This is a genomic window from Pseudoalteromonas sp. MEBiC 03485 (assembly GCF_004195145.1).
Classification (GTDB): Bacteria; Pseudomonadota; Gammaproteobacteria; order Enterobacterales; family Alteromonadaceae; genus Pseudoalteromonas; species Pseudoalteromonas apostichopi.
On record NZ_SGBT01000001.1, the window covers coordinates 834739 to 856329 of the forward strand.

The 21591-nt window shown below is 42.5% G+C and carries 24 protein-coding genes and 1 rRNA gene; 8 read left to right on the plus strand and 17 right to left on the minus strand.

The annotated features are described in order from the left end of the window. Positions 1–46: 46 nt before the first annotated feature. A 16S ribosomal RNA gene (locus EVU92_RS03955) occupies positions 47–1587 on the minus strand. A 575-nt stretch (positions 1588–2162) separates the two neighbouring features. On the opposite strand from EVU92_RS03955, the gene EVU92_RS03960 reads away from it, so the two are divergent. Next, on the plus strand, positions 2163–2696 hold the full coding sequence (locus EVU92_RS03960) for a gamma carbonic anhydrase family protein (protein ID WP_130050099.1): 534 nt from the start codon (positions 2163–2165) through the stop codon (positions 2694–2696). Here the strand turns inward: EVU92_RS03960 and EVU92_RS03965 are convergent. After that, the gene (locus EVU92_RS03965; RefSeq protein WP_130050100.1) at positions 2693–2947 is read right to left on the minus strand and encodes a DUF1488 domain-containing protein; all 255 of its coding nucleotides are present in this window, start codon (positions 2945–2947) and stop codon (positions 2693–2695) included. The two genes, EVU92_RS03960 and EVU92_RS03965, sit on opposite strands and share 4 nt — an antisense overlap. Further along, positions 2944–3768, minus strand: a complete 825-nt coding sequence (gene aroE, locus EVU92_RS03970) for a shikimate dehydrogenase (protein WP_130050101.1) — start codon at positions 3766–3768, stop codon at positions 2944–2946. The genes EVU92_RS03965 and aroE overlap by 4 nt, the downstream gene beginning before the upstream one ends. A 41-nt stretch (positions 3769–3809) precedes the next feature. Here aroE and EVU92_RS03975 point away from each other — a divergent pair, with 41 nt between their 5' ends. The 3 genes from EVU92_RS03975 (at position 3810) to EVU92_RS03985 (ending at position 6437) form a co-directional block, all read left to right on the plus strand. Beyond that, complete coding sequence (locus EVU92_RS03975; RefSeq protein WP_130050102.1) at positions 3810–4241, plus strand: group II truncated hemoglobin; 432 nt, start codon at positions 3810–3812, stop codon at positions 4239–4241. Between the two features lie 81 nt (positions 4242–4322). Continuing rightward, positions 4323–5918, plus strand: coding sequence for a methyl-accepting chemotaxis protein (locus EVU92_RS03980; RefSeq protein ID WP_130050103.1), 1596 nt, complete (start codon positions 4323–4325; stop codon positions 5916–5918). A 66-nt stretch (positions 5919–5984) separates the two neighbouring features. Continuing rightward, positions 5985–6437, plus strand: coding sequence for a hypothetical protein (locus tag EVU92_RS03985; RefSeq protein ID WP_130050104.1), 453 nt, complete (start codon positions 5985–5987; stop codon positions 6435–6437). Here EVU92_RS03985 and hemF read toward each other — a convergent pair. The 6 genes from hemF to EVU92_RS04015 form a co-directional block, all read right to left on the minus strand. Further along, positions 6434–7384 (minus strand): oxygen-dependent coproporphyrinogen oxidase, encoded by a 951-nt coding sequence (gene hemF, locus EVU92_RS03990; protein WP_130050105.1) that lies wholly within the window; start codon positions 7382–7384, stop codon positions 6434–6436. The two genes, EVU92_RS03985 and hemF, sit on opposite strands and share 4 nt — an antisense overlap. 2 nt (positions 7385–7386) lie before the next feature. Further along, a complete protein-coding gene (locus tag EVU92_RS03995) occupies positions 7387–7953 on the minus strand; it encodes an L-threonylcarbamoyladenylate synthase (RefSeq protein WP_130050106.1) in 567 nt (188 codons plus the stop codon). A gap of 33 nt (positions 7954–7986) precedes the next feature. Further along, positions 7987–8556, minus strand: coding sequence for a type I DNA topoisomerase (locus EVU92_RS04000; protein WP_130050107.1), 570 nt, complete (start codon positions 8554–8556; stop codon positions 7987–7989). A gap of 71 nt (positions 8557–8627) precedes the next feature. Beyond that, positions 8628–9101 carry a DUF494 family protein gene (locus EVU92_RS04005; RefSeq protein WP_130050108.1) on the minus strand — a complete coding sequence of 158 codons (474 nt, stop codon included), beginning with the start codon at positions 9099–9101 and terminating at the stop codon, positions 8628–8630. After that, positions 9094–10191, minus strand: coding sequence for a DNA-processing protein DprA (dprA, locus tag EVU92_RS04010; RefSeq protein ID WP_130050109.1), 1098 nt, complete (start codon positions 10189–10191; stop codon positions 9094–9096). Before dprA ends, EVU92_RS04005 begins: the two co-directional genes overlap by 8 nt. 30 nt (positions 10192–10221) lie before the next feature. Further along, positions 10222–11340 (minus strand): LysM peptidoglycan-binding domain-containing protein, encoded by a 1119-nt coding sequence (locus tag EVU92_RS04015; RefSeq protein ID WP_130050110.1) that lies wholly within the window; start codon positions 11338–11340, stop codon positions 10222–10224. Between the two features lie 118 nt (positions 11341–11458). On the opposite strand from EVU92_RS04015, the gene def reads away from it, so the two are divergent. Genes def through trkA form a run of 4 tightly spaced genes read left to right on the plus strand, consistent with a single transcriptional unit; the run spans position 11459 to position 15610 of the window. After that, positions 11459–11968 (plus strand): peptide deformylase, encoded by a 510-nt coding sequence (gene def / locus EVU92_RS04020; RefSeq protein ID WP_054554770.1) that lies wholly within the window; start codon positions 11459–11461, stop codon positions 11966–11968. A gap of 20 nt (positions 11969–11988) precedes the next feature. Then, positions 11989–12942, plus strand: coding sequence for a methionyl-tRNA formyltransferase (gene fmt, locus EVU92_RS04025; RefSeq protein WP_130050111.1), 954 nt, complete (start codon positions 11989–11991; stop codon positions 12940–12942). Next, complete coding sequence (gene rsmB, locus EVU92_RS04030; RefSeq protein ID WP_130050112.1) at positions 12935–14221, plus strand: 16S rRNA (cytosine(967)-C(5))-methyltransferase RsmB; 1287 nt, start codon at positions 12935–12937, stop codon at positions 14219–14221. Before fmt ends, rsmB begins: the two co-directional genes overlap by 8 nt. A gap of 12 nt (positions 14222–14233) precedes the next feature. Further along, entirely contained in the window at positions 14234–15610 is a 1377-nt protein-coding gene (trkA, locus tag EVU92_RS04035) for a Trk system potassium transporter TrkA (protein WP_054563775.1), read from the plus strand. Between the two features lie 84 nt (positions 15611–15694). Here trkA and EVU92_RS04040 read toward each other — a convergent pair whose 3' ends face one another. The 8 genes from EVU92_RS04040 to pepQ all read right to left on the minus strand — a co-directional run bounded on the left by EVU92_RS04040 (position 15695) and on the right by pepQ (position 21561). After that, on the minus strand, positions 15695–15913 hold the full coding sequence (locus tag EVU92_RS04040) for an EF-hand domain-containing protein (RefSeq protein WP_130050113.1): 219 nt from the start codon (positions 15911–15913) through the stop codon (positions 15695–15697). A gap of 86 nt (positions 15914–15999) precedes the next feature. After that, the gene (locus EVU92_RS04045; protein ID WP_130050114.1) at positions 16000–16215 is read right to left on the minus strand and encodes a calmodulin; all 216 of its coding nucleotides are present in this window, start codon (positions 16213–16215) and stop codon (positions 16000–16002) included. 140 nt (positions 16216–16355) lie between these two features. Then, positions 16356–16568 carry a calmodulin gene (locus tag EVU92_RS04050; RefSeq protein ID WP_054554776.1) on the minus strand — a complete coding sequence of 71 codons (213 nt, stop codon included), beginning with the start codon at positions 16566–16568 and terminating at the stop codon, positions 16356–16358. A 68-nt stretch (positions 16569–16636) separates the two neighbouring features. Then, entirely contained in the window at positions 16637–16846 is a 210-nt protein-coding gene (locus EVU92_RS04055; RefSeq protein WP_054563772.1) for a calmodulin, read from the minus strand. A 475-nt stretch (positions 16847–17321) separates the two neighbouring features. Then, positions 17322–17978, minus strand: a complete 657-nt coding sequence (locus tag EVU92_RS04060) for a flagellar brake protein (protein WP_130050115.1) — start codon at positions 17976–17978, stop codon at positions 17322–17324. A 38-nt stretch (positions 17979–18016) separates the two neighbouring features. Continuing rightward, positions 18017–19468, minus strand: coding sequence for a TrkH family potassium uptake protein (locus EVU92_RS04065; protein ID WP_130050116.1), 1452 nt, complete (start codon positions 19466–19468; stop codon positions 18017–18019). A gap of 95 nt (positions 19469–19563) precedes the next feature. Beyond that, complete coding sequence (locus tag EVU92_RS04070; RefSeq protein WP_130050117.1) at positions 19564–20181, minus strand: YigZ family protein; 618 nt, start codon at positions 20179–20181, stop codon at positions 19564–19566. Positions 20182–20238: 57 nt separating this feature from the next. After that, entirely contained in the window at positions 20239–21561 is a 1323-nt protein-coding gene (gene pepQ / locus EVU92_RS04075) for a Xaa-Pro dipeptidase (RefSeq protein ID WP_130050118.1), read from the minus strand. Positions 21562–21591: the final 30 nt, after the last annotated feature.

The window sequence follows — 21591 nt, forward strand, 5'->3', positions numbered from 1 at the left end:
ACAATCATCTGTGTGGACACTACGAACAAATAAGTTCTAAATCGTATAAGGAGGTGATCCAGCCCCAGGTTCCCCTAGGGCTACCTTGTTACGACTTCACCCCAGTCATGAATCACTCCGTGGTGAACGTCCTCCCGAAGGTTAGACTATCCACTTCTGGAGCAACCCACTCCCATGGTGTGACGGGCGGTGTGTACAAGGCCCGGGAACGTATTCACCGCATCATTCTGATATGCGATTACTAGCGATTCCGACTTCATGGAGTCGAGTTGCAGACTCCAATCCGGACTACGACGCACTTTAAGTGATTCGCTTACCCTCGCAGGTTCGCAGCACTCTGTATGCGCCATTGTAGCACGTGTGTAGCCCTACACGTAAGGGCCATGATGACTTGACGTCGTCCCCACCTTCCTCCGGTTTATCACCGGCAGTCTCCTTAGAGTTCCCGACCGAATCGCTGGCAACTAAGGATAGGGGTTGCGCTCGTTGCGGGACTTAACCCAACATCTCACAACACGAGCTGACGACAGCCATGCAGCACCTGTATCAGAGTTCCCGAAGGCACCAAACCATCTCTGGTAAGTTCTCTGTATGTCAAGTGTAGGTAAGGTTCTTCGCGTTGCATCGAATTAAACCACATGCTCCACCGCTTGTGCGGGCCCCCGTCAATTCATTTGAGTTTTAACCTTGCGGCCGTACTCCCCAGGCGGTCTACTTAATGCGTTAGCTTTGAAAAACAAGTCCGAAGACCCGAGCTTCTAGTAGACATCGTTTACGGCGTGGACTACCAGGGTATCTAATCCTGTTTGCTCCCCACGCTTTCGTACATGAGCGTCAGTGTTGACCCAGGTGGCTGCCTTCGCCATCGGTATTCCTTCAGATCTCTACGCATTTCACCGCTACACCTGAAATTCTACCACCCTCTATCACACTCTAGTTTGCCAGTTCGAAATGCAGTTCCCAGGTTGAGCCCGGGGCTTTCACATCTCGCTTAACAAACCGCCTGCGTACGCTTTACGCCCAGTAATTCCGATCAACGCTCGCACCCTCCGTATTACCGCGGCTGCTGGCACGGAGTTAGCCGGTGCTTCTTCTGTAAGTAACGTCACAGCTAAGTGCTATTAACACTTAACCTTTCCTCCTTACTGAAAGTGCTTTACAACCCGAAGGCCTTCTTCACACACGCGGCATGGCTGCATCAGGCTTGCGCCCATTGTGCAATATTCCCCACTGCTGCCTCCCGTAGGAGTCTGGGCCGTGTCTCAGTCCCAGTGTGGCTGATCATCCTCTCAAACCAGCTAGGGATCGTCGCCTTGGTGAGCCATTACCTCACCAACTAGCTAATCCCACTTGGGCTAATCTTATGGCGTGAGGCCCGAAGGTCCCCCACTTTGGTCCGTAGACATCATGCGGTATTAGCAGTCGTTTCCAACTGTTGTCCCCCACCATAAGGCATATTCCCAAGCATTACTCACCCGTCCGCCGCTCGACGCCAAAGGTGCAAGCACCTCTTCGTTTCCGCTCGACTTGCATGTGTTAGGCCTGCCGCCAGCGTTCAATCTGAGCCATGATCAAACTCTTCAATTAAAAGTTTTTTCTGTCCCGAAGGACATGCTCAATGAATTCTGAATTTTGATTCTTTCGAATCGAATTGACTGTGCTGAAACAAGTAAACTTGTTTCCGTTGGTCACTCAGTTCAATTGAGACTCTAAATTTGTTTGCGTCATCTAGCTAACTAGAATTTGCTGTTAGAACTCAATCTGTACGAGTGCCCACACAGATGATTGCTTTATATTGTTAAAGAACGTTGCGACGTTGTCGCTAGGGATGCGTATAATACATCCTTAATTTTTCGAGTCAACACTTAATTTCAAACTTTCTTTCGATAATTTGAAACCGAAGTTTCACTTAACTCTCTGCTACGTTGTTCAGCGTCTTTCGTTGCTGCCCGCCGTGTCAGTGGGGTCGCATTATAGGGAGATGGATTTTTTACGCAAGCACTTTTTTCAATAAAATTTAAAAAAATGTACTGTTCGCTCAGCTTTTGAACTAAACACCCTGAAACTGGGTGTTTTACAATCAAATTAGGGGCCTTTTGATGTATTTCTTTGCTTCGCTGTTACACTAGACTGAGCGAATTTTTAAAATTTAAGGTGAATTTATGACTATCCGTTCTTATAAAGGGATCACTCCGACATTCGATAATAGTGTTTATATTGATGAGTCATCAGTTTTAGTAGGTGATATTTCGCTTGGCAAGGATTCAAGTGTTTGGCCTCTTGTTGCTGCGCGTGGTGATGTTAACTATATCCGTATTGGTGAGCGTACGAACATTCAAGACGGCAGTGTTTTACATTTAACTCGTGCCTCTAAGTCAAATCCAGATGGTTACCCCCTTATAATTGGAGATGATGTCACTGTTGGCCATAAAGTCATGCTACACGGCTGCCAACTTGGTAATCGTATTCTTGTGGGGATGGGTGCAATAGTGATGGACAATGCAATTGTTGAAGATGATGTGATCATTGGTGGTGGTTCATTGGTCCCACCTAATAAGCGTTTAGAGTCAGGTTACTTATATGTAGGTAGTCCGGTTAAACAGGCCCGCCCTTTAACAGAACAAGAGCGCGCCTTTTTAAAAATTTCTGCTGACAATTATGTTCAGCTTAAAGATGAATACTTAGCTGAGGGCTAAAACACCTCGGTTAATTCAATTTGTCCTGCCGAGTTATACTGTTCATCTTCGATCAGTTTCTCGGCGAGCTCTTCGTAATCGAAACGATAAGATTCAAAGTAATTAACTGCGCTGTTTTGGGCGGCAAAATCATACTTGCTGGTATCAATAATACACTCCACCATCAAGCCACTTACTTGAGCAAAGAACACCAACTGCTTTTCATCGGGCTTAAATTCAAGTCGGTCGATAAATTGGATAGCTTGATTCACGCAATTTCTCCTGCTTTAAGCGCGTTCACAATGGGAAGAATTTCTGGCATTTTATTGCGCCATACAAAATAAGCTTGTGCAGCTTGACCAACCAGCATGCCACAACCATCGAGTGTTAAACATGTTGGGTTAATCGACTTAACCCAACTAATGAATGCCGTATCATCATTCGCGTAAAACATATCGTATGCGCACTGGCACTTTGCAACGTGCTGCTGTGCTATACCTGGCAAGTCTCCAGTTACACTACTTGATGTAGAATTGATAACCACATTATAGTTACTTGCTGGGATATCATTTAAACCACAACCTTGCACATCTATCTCCCCCTTAAAATGACTTGCAAGTGCTTGCGCTTTCTCAACGGTACGGTTGGCTATTGTTAAGCTTTCGATTTGTTCATTCAATAATGGTTGAATGACACCTCTCGCCGCACCACCCGCTCCAATAAGAAGTACTCGCTGACCTTTTAAAGTGACATTATTGGCTAAAAGGTCTTTAACCAGCCCTACACCATCGGTGTTATCACCGAGTAAGCGGCCATCTTCGAGTTGTTTAATGGTATTAACGGCCCCGGCTATTTTTGCTTGTTCTGTTAGTTCATCTACCATGGCAAAAGCCTGCTCTTTAAATGGCAAAGTGACATTAGCCCCTTTACCACCAGCAGCGAAAAACCCAGTGACAGTTTTTTCAAATGCATCTGTTGGTGCTAAAATGGCGCTGTATTCGATTTGCTCGTTTAATGATGCAGCAAATTGTGCGTGTATTGCGGGTGATTTCGAATGTTTGATTGGATTTCCAAAAACCGCGTATTTGTCCATAGTGAAGCAACCTCTTCGCCCTGTAGAGCTTTATTAATATTATGATTAAACGACTTTTTTCTAAATCGAAACCAATGCCTGAAACGCCTACCCCAGAAAAAACACCTTATGAAATTATTGGTGGTGAAGCAGGAGCTCGAGCAATTGCAAATCGATTTTACGACATAATGGCCACTGATGAATACGCCAAACCATTATATGATATGCATCCTCAGCCTTTAGATAGAATTCGCCAAGTATTCTTTGAGTTTTTATCTGGCTGGCTGGGCGGCCCCGACCTATTTGTTGAAAAATATGGTCACCCGATGCTAAGAAAGCGTCACATGCCTTTCCCTATTGATCAAGACTTACGTGACCAATGGATGCATTGTATGAATAAAACGCTCGATATCGAAATTGATAACCCACTACTTCGCGAAGGGTTAAGACAATCTTTATCGCAACTCGCCAGCCATATGATCAATCAAAACTAACTAAGCTTTGCGCTATATCAATGTACGCTTTTTTTAAATAAAGATAATAAATTTTCCTTAATTTAGAAAAAGCGTCGTCGCATGAAATCAATCCAATTTAAAATTTATGCCCTGTTGGCACTGACAGGCGTATTGGTATTATTTGCCAGTATATTCAGCAGCGCCAAGCAACAACATGAATTAGCGCAAGATACCGTTGAAAGTAACATAAAACTGCTTGCCGATAATTACTTTGATTCTATTAACACCATGATGCTAACTGGCACTATGGCTAATCGTGAAATTCTGAGTACTAAATTAAGAAGCCACCCTAATATTGAAGATGCCCATATCATACGTAGTCCAATCGTTAATAAAATTTATGGGTCAGGAAATGCCAACCAGGTTGCGACTAACGATACTGAGCGAAAAGCACTGACAGGTACTGAAGCATTATTTATTGATAATCAAAATAGCACGATGACCTATCTGAAGCCTATGTTTGCTCGCAGTGATTATAAAGGCACTAATTGCTTAGGCTGCCATCAAGCGCAGGAAGGTGATGTATTAGGAGTAGTAAAAATTAGTTATTCGTTGGCTGATATTGAGCAAGAAGTATCACAAAACACCTTAATGAATACACTGCTATTAACTGCTATTTTCATTTCTGCATTTTCACTGCTGGCAGTGATGTTTAGAAAAGTATTTATTAAACGCTTGAAAGTCATTAGTCATACTATGCACTTAGCAACCACCAATAAAGATTTAAGCCTCACTGTAGACGACAGCAATAATGACGAACTGAGCTCACTTGCCACCAGCTTTAATCACATGATTGGCGCCTTTAAGGATAATATTGCGCAGGTTTCCCACTCTTCTAAGGTATTGATCCATTCAGCCGAAAGCATTTATGCCTCAGCAGATGCCACGGAACAGGCTATCTTAAAGCAAAAGCAAGGAACAGACTCTGTCGCTGCCGCCATCAATGAACTCGAAAGTTCATCAAGCGAAGTTAAAAACACCACGCATTTTGCTTCTGAGAAATCAGAACACAGTAACCAACTTGCACAGCAAAGCTTGCATGTTGCAGAACACACTGAGCAAAGTATCAATCAACTTGCGGCTGATGTTAGAGCGGCCGCCGAGCAAGTAACTCAATTACAAACCCAAACGTTAGACGTTGGTAAAGTACTTGAGGTGATCAGTAGTATTGCTGAACAAACTAACTTACTTGCGCTCAATGCGGCTATTGAAGCCGCCCGTGCAGGAGAAGCTGGTCGAGGATTTGCCGTTGTGGCCGATGAAGTGCGCACTTTGGCAACCCGCACCCATGACTCAACCGACGAAATTCGCCGCACTATAGACAAATTACAAAGTGAAGCGGCACACACCGTTAATACTATGAATAACTCTTGTGAAGAAGCAGACGAGCGTGCAGTCCAAGTTAAGCAAGTAGCTAAAGCATTACGTGATATTTCTTCACAAATGAGTGAGATAAATCAGCTTAACGTGCAAATTGCTGATGCCACTGAACAGCAAAATTTGGCGGCTGAAGAAATTAACCAAAGCGTTATAGCAATTAGTGATAATGCCGAGCACTCATTAGTCGATGCGCATGAAAACCAAAAAGTCAGTGAAGAGCTGTTGTCGTTAGCACGTTCACTGGATGAGCAAGTAAGGCGCTTTAAATTAAGCTAAATTGCACGTTTTTTATGCAACTGCTAGAGTTGTTATGAGTATTTCATAGTAAATAAGGATGTTTAAATGAAATTTATAACAACTCTTTTAGTCTGCATTGGTATTAGTGCGGCGCTACTATTGACCTATCAGTACAGCGTGAATGATTCCGCTAATCAAATAAGCACTATTAATGAATATATTTATCATGACGATATTCAGCAAATTGCTCAATCACTTCTCAGCCAAGGTAAAACGTCACAAAGCGATAAGCTTGAACAAAGTATTGTTGATGGTTTTGATAAGCTTATTCAGCACCCTGAATATTTTGAAGTGAAACTTGATTTCTATGCCTGTGATATCAGTCAGTGCTTAACACAGGTTAGCGCACCTATTGATACAACATCTGATCAGCTAGAGATATTAAAAGCAGAAGTGCTATTTAGTGTATTGGCAGAGCTGCCTAACAGTGACAGTGTTGCCACCCTAGTTGAGGGTGACAACATAATGTTGATTAGAGTGGTTTCAATACTTGATTAAAGCTGCCACTGGCGTGCAACTAGATCAGATTCTTTGCTATTTAACCAGTCTTGAGGGCGTAAATAGTACTGATACAGCTTAGCCTCTGGGCTGTCTGCAGCTGGTACATAGTTATATTCCCAACGTGCTAGTGGTGGCATCGACATTAAGATAGACTCAGTGCGTCCACCTGTTTGTAAGCCAAATAATGTTCCGCGGTCCCAAACAAGATTAAACTCAACATAACGACCACGACGATACAATTGGAAGTCGCGTTGTTGCTCAGTTATTGGCGTGTCTTTACGGCGCTCAATAATAGGTAGGTAAGCATCTAAATAACCATTTCCTACCGCCTGCATGAAAGCAAAGCTTTGTTCAAAGCCAAGCTCATTTAAATCATCAAAAAATAAGCCACCAACACCACGTGTTTCGTCGCGGTGTTTTAAATAAAAGTAATCATCACACCAGTTTTTATATTTGTCGTAAACCTCTGCACCAAATGGCTGGCATAAATCGCTTGCCACCTGATGCCAATGTTGTACATCTTCAAATACAGGGTAAAAAGGCGTTAAATCAAAACCGCCACCAAACCACCAAATTGGCTCTTCGCCTTCTTTTTCGGCAATAAAGAAACGCACGTTGGCATGGCTAGTTGGAATATGTGGGTTATTAGGATGGATCACTAATGACACACCGCATGCATGAAAGCTACGACCAGCGAGCTCTGGACGATGCGCTGTTGCTGATGCTGGCATTGAAGCACCAAACACATGCGAGTAATTCACCCCACCCTGTTCAATGACATTGCCACCTTGGATAACACGAGTACGGCCACCGCCGCCTTCTGCACGTTGCCAATTATCTTCAACAAACTTTGCTTTGCCGTCGGCACTTTCAAGGCCCTGACAAATTGTATCTTGCAAGGCCATTAAATAGGTTTTAACTTGTTCGAGTAGCTCGCTTTGCATGTTTATCCTCTAAATACTTTTCCGGTCGCTGCGTCTTTGATCACACTTGGTTGGCTGTTGCCACCTAACGGCTCATCAACATAAAAATCTACCGTATCAGCAAATTCGCTTTTCGCTTGTGCGATAGTCATTACCGTTTCTTGACCAGTTAAGTTTGCACTTGTTGAAACCAAAGGCTTACCAAATTGCTGACACAAAGCTTTTACCGTCGGATGATCAGTAACACGCACAGCAATAGTATCAAACTGACCTGTTAACCACTTTGGCGTTTCTTTTGCAGCCGGCATCACCCAAGTGATAGCTCCTGGCCATTGTGAAAAGATATCAGCACGTTTATCCATTGGGATTTTGGCATCATCTACATACTTTAATAACTGGCCATAATTGTCAGCAATTAAAATTAAGCCTTTTTCTACAGGGCGTTGTTTGATGGCTAAAAGCTTTTCAACCGCGGCTTGGTTATCAGGATCGCAACCAAGACCAAAAACAGCTTCGGTTGGATAAACAATCACGCCACCTTGCTGCAAAGCATCAATTGCATTGGTTGGTTGTGCAACAGGATCAGACAAAGAAACTCTCCTAAAAAACGAATTACAAGTACATTAAGACTCGACTAACTTATGCATACACGACTTCTGAGGGCATTGTAACACAACACCTGAAGCTGTTTTCTTTTCGGTCATAATTGGCCAATGACAGGCCGGACACTCGGTCGCCACGGGTTTATGATTAAGTGTATATTTACAACGCGGATAGCTATCACAAGAATAAAAGGTTTTGCCAAACTTATTACTACGCGCAACCAGCTGACCTTTTTTGCATTTAGGGCAAGTAGGTAATTTAGGGGCATCGTCAGGCTCTTCATCATGAGCAATATAATGGCATTCTGGGTAACCAGTACAACCGATAAACATGCCATAACGGCCATTTTTAATTACCAATGGTTTGCCACACTCAGGACAGGCACTGTCTTCGAGAACTTTTATTTGTTGGCTATCATGATGTGCTAAAGGACGGATGTAGTCACACTTGGGGTAACTGGCACAGCCTAAAAAAGGGCCTGACTTTGAGTTGCGCATAACCAATTCAGAACCGCATTTAGGGCAAACCTCATACTCTTTTTCGAGTGCATGTTTATCTGCAGAAAAAAGAGAATGGTCGATTTTACTCATAAGATTCCTGTGGGGTTGGCTAATTTTCGCCTAATATACCCAAACTCAACAAAGATACAAGCAAAGTCGAACTAATGTAATACATCCGCTGGTTCGTCAAATATTAAGTCTTCCATTTGCGCGTAAGCTTGCTCTGAGCCCGGCACATTAAATAACACCATAAGGACCACCCACTTTAGATCTTCCAAAGAAATATATGGTTTATCCAAAGCACACAGTCTGTCTATAACCATTTCACGAGTTACGGTGTTAATTACACCAATTTGCTCGATAAACATTAAAAAACCTCGACACTCAACACTCAGCATTTGGCATTCACTATCGGTGTAAATACGCATGGCATGTTGTGGCTGGGCATTAAGGTATGGATAGATGTCGCTTTGTTGCAAATCAGCCAGTTGCTCTAACCAATCAAGGGCTTTGTAGATTTCAGGTTTATTGAAGCCAGCACGAACTAACTCATCGGTAAGCTCATTCTCTTCAGTAAAGATTTCAGCTTCACTATGGATATAGTTTTCAAAAAGATACATGAGGATGTCAAACATGTTTATGTCCTCCTAGTCTTATATAACCATCGAGTACTCGTTCGATTTTATCTGCGAGCTCTAAGTCGAGTAACCGAGCTTGTACTTCGTTTACTGGTAATTGGCTTCGCTGTGTTATTTGATCAACACTTGTAACCTCATACCCTATACTTTTGAACACTGGGCAGTCGGGTTCATCTGCAATAGGCTGTTCTATACTATATAGACTGTTTTCACAGAAAAAGCTCACTTCATCAAGAATATCACTAATATTTTCTGTCAATTTAGCGCCTTGCTTAATTAAAAAATGACTTGCTTCTGAAAGTGGACTTTTTATCGAGCCTGGCACTGCAAACACCTCTTTATTCTGCTCAAGCGCATAGCGTACCGTTACCAGTGAGCCACTTTTAATTTGCGCCTCAACAATCAGTACTCCTAATGACAACCCAGAGATAATACGGTTTCGGCGCGGAAAGTTCGCTGCATTAGCAGCCGTGCCAGGTAGGAATTCAGAAACCAACAAGCCCTGCTCTGCAACTTGTTTGATAAGTAAGCTATGGCGTCTTGGATAAGCAATATCGATACCCGTGCCAAGTACAGCTATGGTATTGCCTGAGCCCGCTAATGCGCCTTTATGAGCAGCGCCATCAATCCCCATAGCCATACCTGATGTAACTGTCATTCCAACAGAACAAAGTTGATGGGCAAACTCGGCGGCTACTTCAATTCCTGTAGGTGTTGCATTACGGCTACCAACAATAGCTATTTGCGGTGACAGTAATAGTTCCGTGTTACCTAAACAAAACAATAATATAGGAGCGCTGGCTATTTGCTTGAGTAACGGCGGATAGCTGTCATCAAAATAACTAATGACCTTGATTTGCAGCTTAGCTATCTGCGCTTGATAGTGTGCAACTAACTGCCAGTCAGTATTAACTAAGTTATCGGCTTGGCTCTTTGATAAGCCGAGCTGCTGCAGCTCTGAGATAGTTAATGTAAATAACTCTCCCAGCGGCTGTTTTTGACTTAATGCAAGAAGACTTTTGATCCCAAGCCCTTTACATAAATAAAAGGCAAGCCAATGGGATAGCTTGCCTGAAACCTGTGCCATGCTCCCTCCTTAGAGCACCCAATTTGTGAGTTAGTTTATAACTGCATAATCTCCAACTCGGATCGGATGCTGATTTTTCACTATCAGTGCATAGCTAACGTTGTCATATACCTTAAACACCATTAGCTCACCGACTTTTTCCTTTGGCATATGCCATACATTACTGTCTTCATCACTTTCAATACCTAAAAGCTCATTTGCATCAGTCATGAACTTCTCTAGGCTGTTAGAATCTTCGCGGTAACGCGGACCATTGCGACCGTCATACACTTCTGGTGATTGACGTTGAATATCAAGTACAAAACCTGGCTTCACTTGGTCAGCACCTAAGTTTAGTACAACAATATCCATGGTACTAAATTCACGCATTTCATTAGCTGCGGCGATAATAGTGCCATCTAAAGCAACTTCTGGGCGCTTCATAGTGAAATAGGCAGGCATCATTTGCCCTTCCATTGCTGGCATTAAGAAGTCATTAGGCTTGATCTCTTGTTTTACCAACTCAACCTTGACAGAGGCAGGTACACCGTTTTCCGCATCACCGCTTCTAAATGCTCGAACAATCGCCACAAGCTCCGCTTTGTTCGCCAGTACTTCATTTGTATTTGGATCGACAAGGTCATTACCTTTACGGTATACACCATAAGCCTCGTTTAGTGTTAAATCACCTTTAACGTAAAGAGTGTGACCAATAGTGTTCATTTTGGTATTAACGCTGGCACCTAAAATATACGGCTTTTGTGCAATAATATCGGCGCTAATTGCTTGCTCATAAGTCAAATATGGGCGTAACAACTCCAAAGGCAACGTTGGCACAGCTTGCTTACCCTTTGGTGTAATTCGCCCTTCAGGAGAGAGCTTTTTATAACGCGGATTTTTAACTAAACGTGGATTTCCGTCTTTATCGTAAATTAAACTGAGCGCATCACCCGGGTATATTAAATGCGGATTCGCGATTTGCGGGTTCATCTGCCACAAATCAGGCCATTGCCAAGGCTGGTCAAGATACACGCCAGAGATATCCCAAAGCGTGTCACCTTTTTTTACAACATATTGTTTTGGCGCATCTTTTTTAATTGTTAAGACATCAGCAGCTACCGAAAAAGCACAGCTAAAGGCTAACAAAGCCGCAACTAGTGGGTATCTCATTTGGCTTCCTTGAGTTGTTTTTAGATTATTATCGACCAAAACCTGTTAAAGGTGAACACGAATGGCTAAAATAAGAGCATACAATACCCTAAATGAATCACAAGTGTAAAAGGTAACTATGGCTAGGTTAGAAGTTTTGAGATTTCCGGATGAGCGTTTGCGTACAATCGCGAAAGAAGTACCAGAAGTAAACGATGAAGTTCGTCAAATCGTCAAAGACATGCTTGAAACTATGTATGACGAAAACGGTATCGGCTTAGCAGCAACGCAAGTAGATATCCACCAGCGAATTGTGGTGATCGACGTATCTGAAGAGCGCGACCAACCGTTAGTATTAATCAACCCAGAAATCACTAAGAAAGATGGCTCAACAGTCAGTGAAGAAGGCTGTTTATCAGTCCCTTATTCATACGCAAAAGTTGACCGCGCAGAAACTGTTACTGTTAAAGCGCTTAATGAAAATGGTGAAGAATTCAGCTTAGACGCTGACGAGCTATTAGCGATTTGTATTCAGCATGAGCTTGATCACCTTAAAGGCACTCTTTTTATTGATTATCTATCGCCTTTAAAGCGCCAACGTATCCGTAAAAAGCTTGAAAAAGAAGCTAAGCTGGCTGCTAAATCATAAGTTCATCAATAGGAATATCTGTGACACAACCATTACGCATTATTTTTGCTGGTACGCCGGACTTCGCTGCGCGCCATTTACAAGCACTGATTGACTCAGAGCACGACGTTGTTGGTGTTTATAGCCAACCAGATCGCCCTGCGGGCCGAGGTAAAAAGCTAAAAGCCAGTGAAGTTAAAGAGCTAGCACTTGCCCATGACTTACCTGTATTTCAACCGCAATCACTAAAATCTGATGAAGCGCTTGCAGAACTTACAAGCCTAAACGCAGATATCATGATTGTGGTGGCATACGGCTTATTATTACCAAAAGCTATTTTAGATGCTCCGCGCTTAGGGTGCTTAAATGTGCATGGTTCTATTTTACCTCGCTGGCGTGGTGCAGCGCCTATTCAGCGTGCTATTTGGGCTGGCGACCGTGAAACAGGTGTAACAATAATGCAAATGGATGAAGGCTTAGATACAGGCGACATGCTGCATATCAGCCGCTGCCCGATTGATAGCACAGAAACCAGTAGCTCTTTATACAATAAACTAGCTGCGCTAGGTCCTGATGCACTGATTAGTACTATTAATCGCCTTGCTGCAGGTGAAATCACGCCAGAAAAGCAAGATGACACGCAAGCAAATTACGCGAAAAAGTTATCTAAAGATGAAGCCAATATTGATTGGTCAATGGATGCTGAGCAAATTGAGCGTAATATCCGTGCCTTTAACCCATGGCCTGTTTGCTTTACCGAAATGGCAGGACAAACAGTAAAAATTTGGCAGGCTGAAGTTGTATCGCAAAGTGCGCAAGCAGGTGAAATCATTGCTGCTGATAAGCAAGGTATCTTAGTCGCCTGTGGGCAAGGTGCACTTAAAATCACCCTTCTTCAACCACAAGGTAAAAAACCAATGGCTGTTAGTGACTTTCTAAATGGTCGCAGTGATTGGGTTGAACCTGGCTCAGTATTAGGTCAAAGCAATGAGTAATGTAAGAGCACTTGCTGCTGAAACCCTCTACAACGTGGTCGATAAAGGTGCATCACTTAATCAAGAACTACCTTTTGCAAGCCAAGGATTATCACCTAAAGATAAAGCCCTGCTGCAACAGATTTGTTACGGTGTGCTGCGCTATTTACCTAGCCTAGAAAATTATTGCCAGCAACTTTTAGATCAACCGCTAAAAGGCAAGCGCCGTATTTTCCAATTCTTGTTGTATGTGGGTATTTACCAACTTCAACACATGCGTGTACCGCCTCATGCGGCAATCAGCGAAACGGTTAATGCGCTTCAGCAAATGCGCGCTCTTGGTTTAAAAGGCCTGATTAACGCTATTTTACGCAGTTTCCAACGTGAACAAGCTGAGCTTGAAGAAAAAGCACAGCAAATTCCTGTTTGCAAATTTAACCACCCAGGTTGGTTTATCAAACAAGTAACCGCTGCCTACCCTGATAATTGGCAAGAAATCCTTGAGGCGAATCAGCTTCAAGCTCCTATGTGGTTACGAGTAAATCAAGCGCAATACAGCACCCAAGAATACAGTGAGATGCTTAAAGCGAATGATATTGAGCATACCCTCAATGCGAATTTTCCTGATGGTATTAAGCTAGCAAAACCTTGTGATGTATACGCATTACCAGAGTTTGATACTGGCGCTTGCTCAGTACAAGATGCCGCGGCACAATTAGCTGCGCGTTTCCTAGCACCAGAAAATGATGATGTCATTTTAGATGCATGTGCAGCGCCAGGTGGTAAAACGTGCCATATTCTAGAGCTTGCTGATGCCGACGTATTAGCACTTGATAGCGACAGCGAACGCCTAGAACGCGTTAAACAAAACTTAGTGCGTATTGGCTTAACTGCTGATCTACAATGTGCAGATGCATCACAGCCACATATTTGGTGGGATGAACAGCAATTCGACCGTATTTTGCTTGATGTGCCCTGCTCAGCAACGGGCGTAATCCGTCGCCACCCTGATATAAAATGGCTACGTCGTGCATCTGATATTGAAGACCTCGCTAATTTACAAGGCGATATACTAAATAGTATCTGGCCTCTACTTAAGCCTGGTGGTACGTTAGTCTATGCAACCTGCTCTGTATTACCGCAAGAGAACCAACAACAAGTTGCTAAGTTCCTTGCCAATAATCAAAGTGCTGAACACATACCTTTGCATGAAAACGACACCCCAACGATACCTGGCCTACAATTACTGCCTGGTGAAAGTGACGGTTTCTACTACGCAAAGCTAGTTAAAAAACACTAATAAGAACAAGCTATGAAAATAATCATACTCGGTGCCGGACAAGTTGGTGGCACATTGGCAGAAAACCTCGTCGGTGAGCAAAATGAGATCACCGTTGTCGATATCGACGGTAACCGTTTGCGAGAGTTACAAGATAAGTATGACTTACAAGGTGTTACTGGCCACAGTGCTCATCCCGATGTATTGCGTCGTGCAGGTGCCGAAGACGCCGATATGATTATTGCCGTAACCAGTTCTGACGAAGTGAACATGGTTGCTTGCCAAGTGGCCTATAGTATTTTTAATACACCAACCAAAATTGCCCGTATTCGCTCAGAGCAATACTTAAAGTATCGTGAGAAGCTATTCCATAACGATGACTTACCTGTTGATCACTACATTGCTCCTGAAGCGTTGGTGACTAAATATATTCGTCGCTTAATCGATTATCCGGGTGCTTTACAAGTATTACAATTCGCTGATGGCATGTTATCGCTGGTTGCGGTGAAAGCGTATTACGGTGGCTTGCTGGTTGGTTATGCACTTTCGGCCTTGAAAGAACATATTCCGAATGTCGAAACCCGTGTAGCGGCTATTTATCGTCAAGGTAAAGCTATAAAGCCGCTTGGCACAACCGTTATTGAAGCTGACGATGAAGTATTCTTTATCGCAGCAACCAAGCACATTCGAGCAGTAATGAATGAACTTCAAAAACTCGAACGTTCATACAAAAAGATCATGATTGCCGGTGGTGGTAATATCGGTGCGGGTCTTGCTCGTTCACTTGAGAAGAACCACAGCGTTAAACTGCTTGAACGCAATAAAGAGCGTGCTGCGCAGCTATCTGAAATGCTTGATAACACCGTGGTGTTTTGTGGCGATGCCTCTGATCAAGAGCTGTTATCTGAAGAACATATTGAACAAGTTGATGTATTCATCGCAGTCACTAACGACGATGAAGCAAACATTATGTCTGCGATGCTGGCAAAGCGTATGGGCGCACAAAAGACCATGGTGCTTATTCAGCGTGGCGCTTATGTTGATTTAGTTCAAGGTGGTGAGATTGATATTGCTATATCGCCCCAACAAGCAACAATCTCGGCGCTATTAACACATGTTCGCCGTGGTGACATTGTTAATGTTTATTCGTTACGTAAAGGTGCAGCAGAAGCAATTGAAGCTGTCGCTCATGGTGATGAGCATACTTCTAAAGTTGTTGGCCGAGCAATTGCTGATATCAAGCTACCAGCAGGAACAACTATTGGTGCTATTGTGCGTAACGATGATGTACTGATTGCCCATGACGATACCGTTATTCAGTCTGGTGACCACGTAATCATGTTTTTGATTGATAAAAAGCATATTACGGTTGTTGAAAAGCTGTTTCAGGTAAGTGCGATCTTCTTGTAAACGAGAGCTTATAAACGAAAAAAGCAGCCATAACGGCTGCTTTACGACTCTTGAAGTGAAAGTACCTAACTTTTCAAAAAGATTCTATTGAATCTGTGCGAACTCTTCTTTCGAAAGCTCGCCATTACCATCGCTATCTAGCTTTGGAAATAACTTTTCAAGCTGCATATTTTCAGACGCTTCTTCTTTACTGATCACGCCATCACCGTCGGTGTCAAAAGTTGCAAAGCTTACACCTTGTGCAAAAGCTGCCGATGATGTTGCTAGTGCTAAAATTGCGATTGTTGTGCTTAACTGCTTCATAATAATTACCTTAAAATTTGAAAAGAGTGAAATCCGTTTCTGAGATCCTTGTTTAGTGGAAACTGGTTTATTACGAGTTAATTACGTTACTCTGCTTCTGAAAATTCTGCTTCAGTAAGAACACCGTCACCATTCACGTCTAAGGTTTTAAACTGCGACATAATTTTTGCATCAACGGCCGCTTCACTTTTACTGATCACGCCGTTACCGTCTACGTCTAAGGTGTCAAAGTCAGTTGCTGCAAAAGCCGCTGAAGAAGATGCAAGTGCGATTAAAGCTAATGTTTTGTTTACTGTTTTCATAATGATATTCCTTCAATATTAAGAGTGTTAGCTGATCGCACTTCCAGTGTTGTCCTCTTTCATGGATTCCCTTATCCACTTAGGCTGTCTTTGGCAGCTCAGAACTAATCAGCTAGATAAACTGGTTTTGCTTAATCACATTAAGCTTTAGAAAATTCTTGTTTCGATAACTCACCGTTACCGTCAGTGTCTAATTCACTGAATTTGCTCATTAGCTCTGCATCAACAGACGCTTCGCTTTGGCTGATAACACCGTTGCCGTCAACATCTAGGGTATCGAAATCACTCATTGCAAATGCTGCTGATGAAGATACAAGTGCCATAAGTGCTAATGTTTTATTTACTGTGTTCATAATGTCATTCCTTCAAAGTGTGTAGTCTTGAGTTAGGAAGTCCTTTTCAATGTGTCCTTACAATGAAATTAAGCTTTAGAGTACTCTTGTTTAGACAGCTCACCATTGCCGTCTGTATCAAGCTCTTTAAATTGGCTCATTAACGTTTCGCTTACTGATGCTTCGCTTTTGCTGATAGCGCCATCGCCATTCACATCGAGTGTGTCAAAATCAGCGGCAAACGCTGCTGATGAGGTTGCAAGAGCTACAAGTGCTAAAGTTTTGTGTAACGTTTTCATAATCACTATTCCTTCAATGTTGTCTCAACTGTGATAGAGGAAATTTTCCTGAATCAGTTTTTCTCTGTGTTCGCTTAGACTATTTCAACTTCGATGCCAAAGTTAAAAAGAATAATAAAATCAGTATTTTGAATTGAACTTTCGAGAATTTATGATGAATAGAGCGATTTATTTGTTGCTGTTTTGCAACAGGCTCAGTGATTGGTTTTACGCTCCCTTTAAAATCAATAAGTTATAAAGATTAAAATGGAGACAATAACGATTAACTCGGATTAGAAAACAAAAAAATGAGGTGTTCGAAAATAAACCCTATCTGAACAACGAAATTTAAAGAAAAAAATCGAAATTAATTTAACTCATAACAGATTGATTTTATTGGTTATTTAAATTTATTTATAAATTAATTTTGATATTTATAGGGTTAAATCGGGGAAAATAGCCATTTTGTTGCAAAATGGCGAATTGGTAGCCGGAATTAGCTGTCTAATACCGAAAGGTCAATTAAGTGCTCTTTCATAAACGCTTTCATCTCATCTTCACTTGTATCAAGCTGTACACCCAGCATAAAACCACCCGCTCTTTTGCGAACGCTACATACTGTGCCACTAAACTCTCGTTTACTGAGTGTGATTTGACAGCTTTGTCCTTTAAAAGCGGTTAAGTCGTTACTGCTATTAATATCAAACTGCACGCCCGTAAGTGAAATATCTTTAATAAGTCCCGCAAGTGTTTGCTCTGCAATCACTAAGTTTGCAGGGAATAACGTAGGAATACGCGCTTCACTACGCAAGCTATAAAGCTGTACTTGCTGAGGAAAGTCGAGAAAAATTAAGCGATGTGGATGCGATGCCAAGGCGTTTATTTGCTGACGAAAAGCAATCACTTGCCCACCTCCCGCTTCAAGTACGGCGCGTATAACGACCATTACACCGTCTTTAATGACATCACTACTATTCGCTAAACGCTTTGCTGATGGATAGTTAAGAATGATGTACTGATCATTCATCAAACCAATAAATTCTGTTTTTACCCGTTTACTGTCGGTTGGTGTGGTAATTTCAACATCCACCAAGCTACCTGCAGGGATACAGGTTAGTTTCTCAAGATTGCGTTGTTTTTGAGTTTTTGGCACAGTAATGCCTCCACTTCTTGATAATCACCTTGCTTTGGTTAGCCTCGCCAGAAGGTAGGCGTAAACAGTACTAGTAGGGTGAATATTTCTAAACGACCAAATACCATTGCAATAGTAAGTAGCCATTTTGCCGTATCTGAAATCGCCCCGTAATGAGCAGCGACTTCACCTAAACCTGGGCCTAAGTTATTTAAGCAAGCAGCTGTAGCAGAGAATGCACTGATGTTATCCATACCAGTGCCCATCAGCGCCAACATGATAATGACAAACACCAAAGCATACGCAGAGAAGAACCCCCAAACCGCTTCGACAACTTTATCTGGCAGTGCCTTTCGGCCTAATTTAATTGAGTAAATAGCACGAGGATGCACAAGGCGGTTAAGCTCTCGAATGCCTTGCAAGTATAACAAGAACACGCGAACTACTTTCATACCGCCACCGGTAGAACCTGCACAGCCGCCAATAAAGCTTGAAAAGATAAGTAAAATTGGTAAGAACAGTGGCCATGCCGAAAAGTTATCGGTCGCAAAGCCTGCTGTTGTACTCATTGACACAGCTTGAAACATGGCTTGATCAAGAGTCTCATCACCATCCGCATAAATATTATTTGATGACAACACAGTAAAGCAGACAATTACCAATGCTAATTGAATCAATAAAAACACTTTAAATTCAGGGTCTCGTAAATAGGCCCGAATGCTGCGTGACGATACCGCCGCATAGTGAAGCGAGAAGTTAATTGCCGCAATAAGCAAAAACACCACACAAATAAAATTAATTACAGGGCTATCGAACTGCCCCATTGATGCGTCATAAGTAGAAAATCCACCAATCGCGATAGTAGAGAAGGCATGACAAATTGCATCAAACCAATCCATTCCTGCAGCCCAATATGCCAGCGTACAAGCAATGGTAAGCGACACATAGATATACCAAAGATGCTTTGCGGTATCAGCAATACGCGGCGTCATTTTCGAGTCTTTAACCGGACCCGGTGTTTCTGCACGGTATAGCTGCATGCCACCGACGCCTAGCATAGGCAGGACCGCCACCGCGAGTACGATGATCCCCATACCACCTAACCATTGTAATTGTTGGCGGTAAAATAGGACTGATTTAGGTAGGTATTCAATGCCTGTAAGTACGGTGGCCCCTGTGGTTGTTAGTCCTGAGAAAGCTTCAAATACAGAGTCCGCTAGCGAAAGATTAGGTTCTTGTAAGAACACTAAAGGTACCGCTGCGAAGGTGCCTAGTACCAACCAGAACAATACGACAATCAGGAAGCCTTCACGAGCTTTTAAATCACCGTGCTCATGGCGGTTTGGATAATAAGCCGCTAAACCAATCACTACACTAAAAATGAAAGCGAGAACAAATGGCACACCACCACCGTCTTTGTAGATCAAAGACACGAGTGCCGGTGGCACCATAGTGATACTAAATAACGCCACCAGCTGGCCGAGAATTTTTATTATGGTACGAAATTGCATCTAGGCGTATCGCTTTCTTATTAATTGTTTAGCTAATACAGTTTATTGTCTTACAGCCTTAATTGTAAGTAAACGCAATGTATTATTTTTAGATTTCAAACTTTTCTGACTTTTAGGCTAACTGCACCGTGAGTCAGTTCATGAATATCATCAACCGCTTGCTCCGCCTGACGACTATCGATTTCGATTTGCCAAGTGATGTTTTCTGCAAACTGTTTTTCGATATGAAGCACCTGGTACTGATTTTTTAATAGCTGCTCTATAGCCCCTTGTACGCTGTAATCACTTTGGCCTATCAGCTCAACACTAGGTACTTTGGTAATAGTTTTAAGCTCACGCATCGCATTATTTAAACTACCACCGTAGGCGCGCACAAGCCCACCAGTACCGAGCTTAATGCCACCGAAATAACGGGTTACAACCGCTGTAATTTCACCAATACCAGATCCAGTTAGTACATTTAGCATTGGCTTGCCGGCAGTGCCATTAGGCTCCCCATCATCCGAAAAGCCATATACATGGCTACCACCGGGATTACCTGCAACATGCGCCCAGCAATTATGACGAGCATCGCTGTATTTATCTTGAATCTCTTTGATAAAGGCTTTTGCTGCCGCAAGATCTGGGGTGTGGGCAATATGCACAATAAAGGTGCTTTTTTTGATTTCTTCTTGGTAAAAAACCGGCTCAGCCGGATATTGGTATTCAGACATAATTGCTTATCTAAAAAAATGGGGCCTAATGGCCCCGATATTCACTAACCTAAATCGTTAATCTAAGTGTAGATCACGGGTCATGTTTTCTAGGCTATCTTCATGAACGATGATGTTATCTTCAATACGGATACCGCCGAATGGCTTAAGCGCTTCAACTTTTTCCCAGTTTATGAACTGCTTGTTGTCTGTTTGCGCAAGGTCACCTAATAATGAGTCGATAAAGTATAAACCAGGTTCAATAGTAAATACTTGGTTCTTTTCAATTAATCGAGTACAACGAAGGAATGGATGACCTTCTGGCGGAGCTTGGTGTGCACCAGTATCATCAGCCATAAAGCCACCCATATCGTGTACTTGTAAGCCAAGGTGATGACCAAGACCATGCGGGAAGAAAGTAGAAGTAATACCACGTTCAACAATTTCAGCTGCTGGTAATTTCACAATATTAAAGTCGCTTAGCACTTGCGCTACACGCTGGTGGCAATCTAAATGCAATTCACCATATAACAAGCCAGGCTTTAATGCTTTACCTAAAGCAATTTGATGCTCTGTCATTACTTTAATTAAATCGCTAAATTCACCCGACTTTTTAAAGTCATAAGTACGCGTGATATCAGCCGCATAGCCATTAAAGTTCGCACCAGCATCAATAAGAAAAGAATGATGTGAATGCGGCGCTTTAGGCTCAAAATGCGTGTAGTGTAAAATTGCACAGTTTTCATTTAGCGCAACGATATTACCGTAAGGCATTTCGTTTTCACTCTGACGCGTTGCCATGAGGTAAGCTTGCTGAATATCAAACTCTGAACCACCAGCAAAAAAAGTATCACGTGCAGCTTTGTGGCCATCTACCGCGATTCGGTTAGCTTGACGTAAACACTCAAGCTCGTACTGGGTTTTATAAGCGCGATGAAAGTGTAGGTAATTCATTACTGGCTCTGGGTTCATAATGCTAAAGCCCAGCGCTTGTGCTACTTCTAGGTATTCACCGATATAGGCAAATTTTTCTTTATCATAAGGAAGCAGCTTTTCGACCTGATCTGGCTGTACTAATAATTCAATATCAAAATACTCAGCCCAAAAATCACGCGGTTCGTCAGGCACTTTATGCCAAAAGTCCACAGGACGATAAAAAATCAGTTTTGGCTTAGATGCACCATCAACCACAATCCAGCAATGTGGGTTGTCGATTACTGGTAACCAAGCTTTAAATTGCGGATTCACCTTAAACGGATAATACATGTCATCTAAAAACTGACGTTTAGCCTGACCTGAGTGAATTACTAACCCTTCTAAACCTTCACGCTCTGTGATTGTACGAGTGCGTTGTTGCAAGGTTGCAATATGTTCGGCGTATAACACCGCTAATTTATCCATAGTAAACCCATCTTTAGTAAATTTAACTTG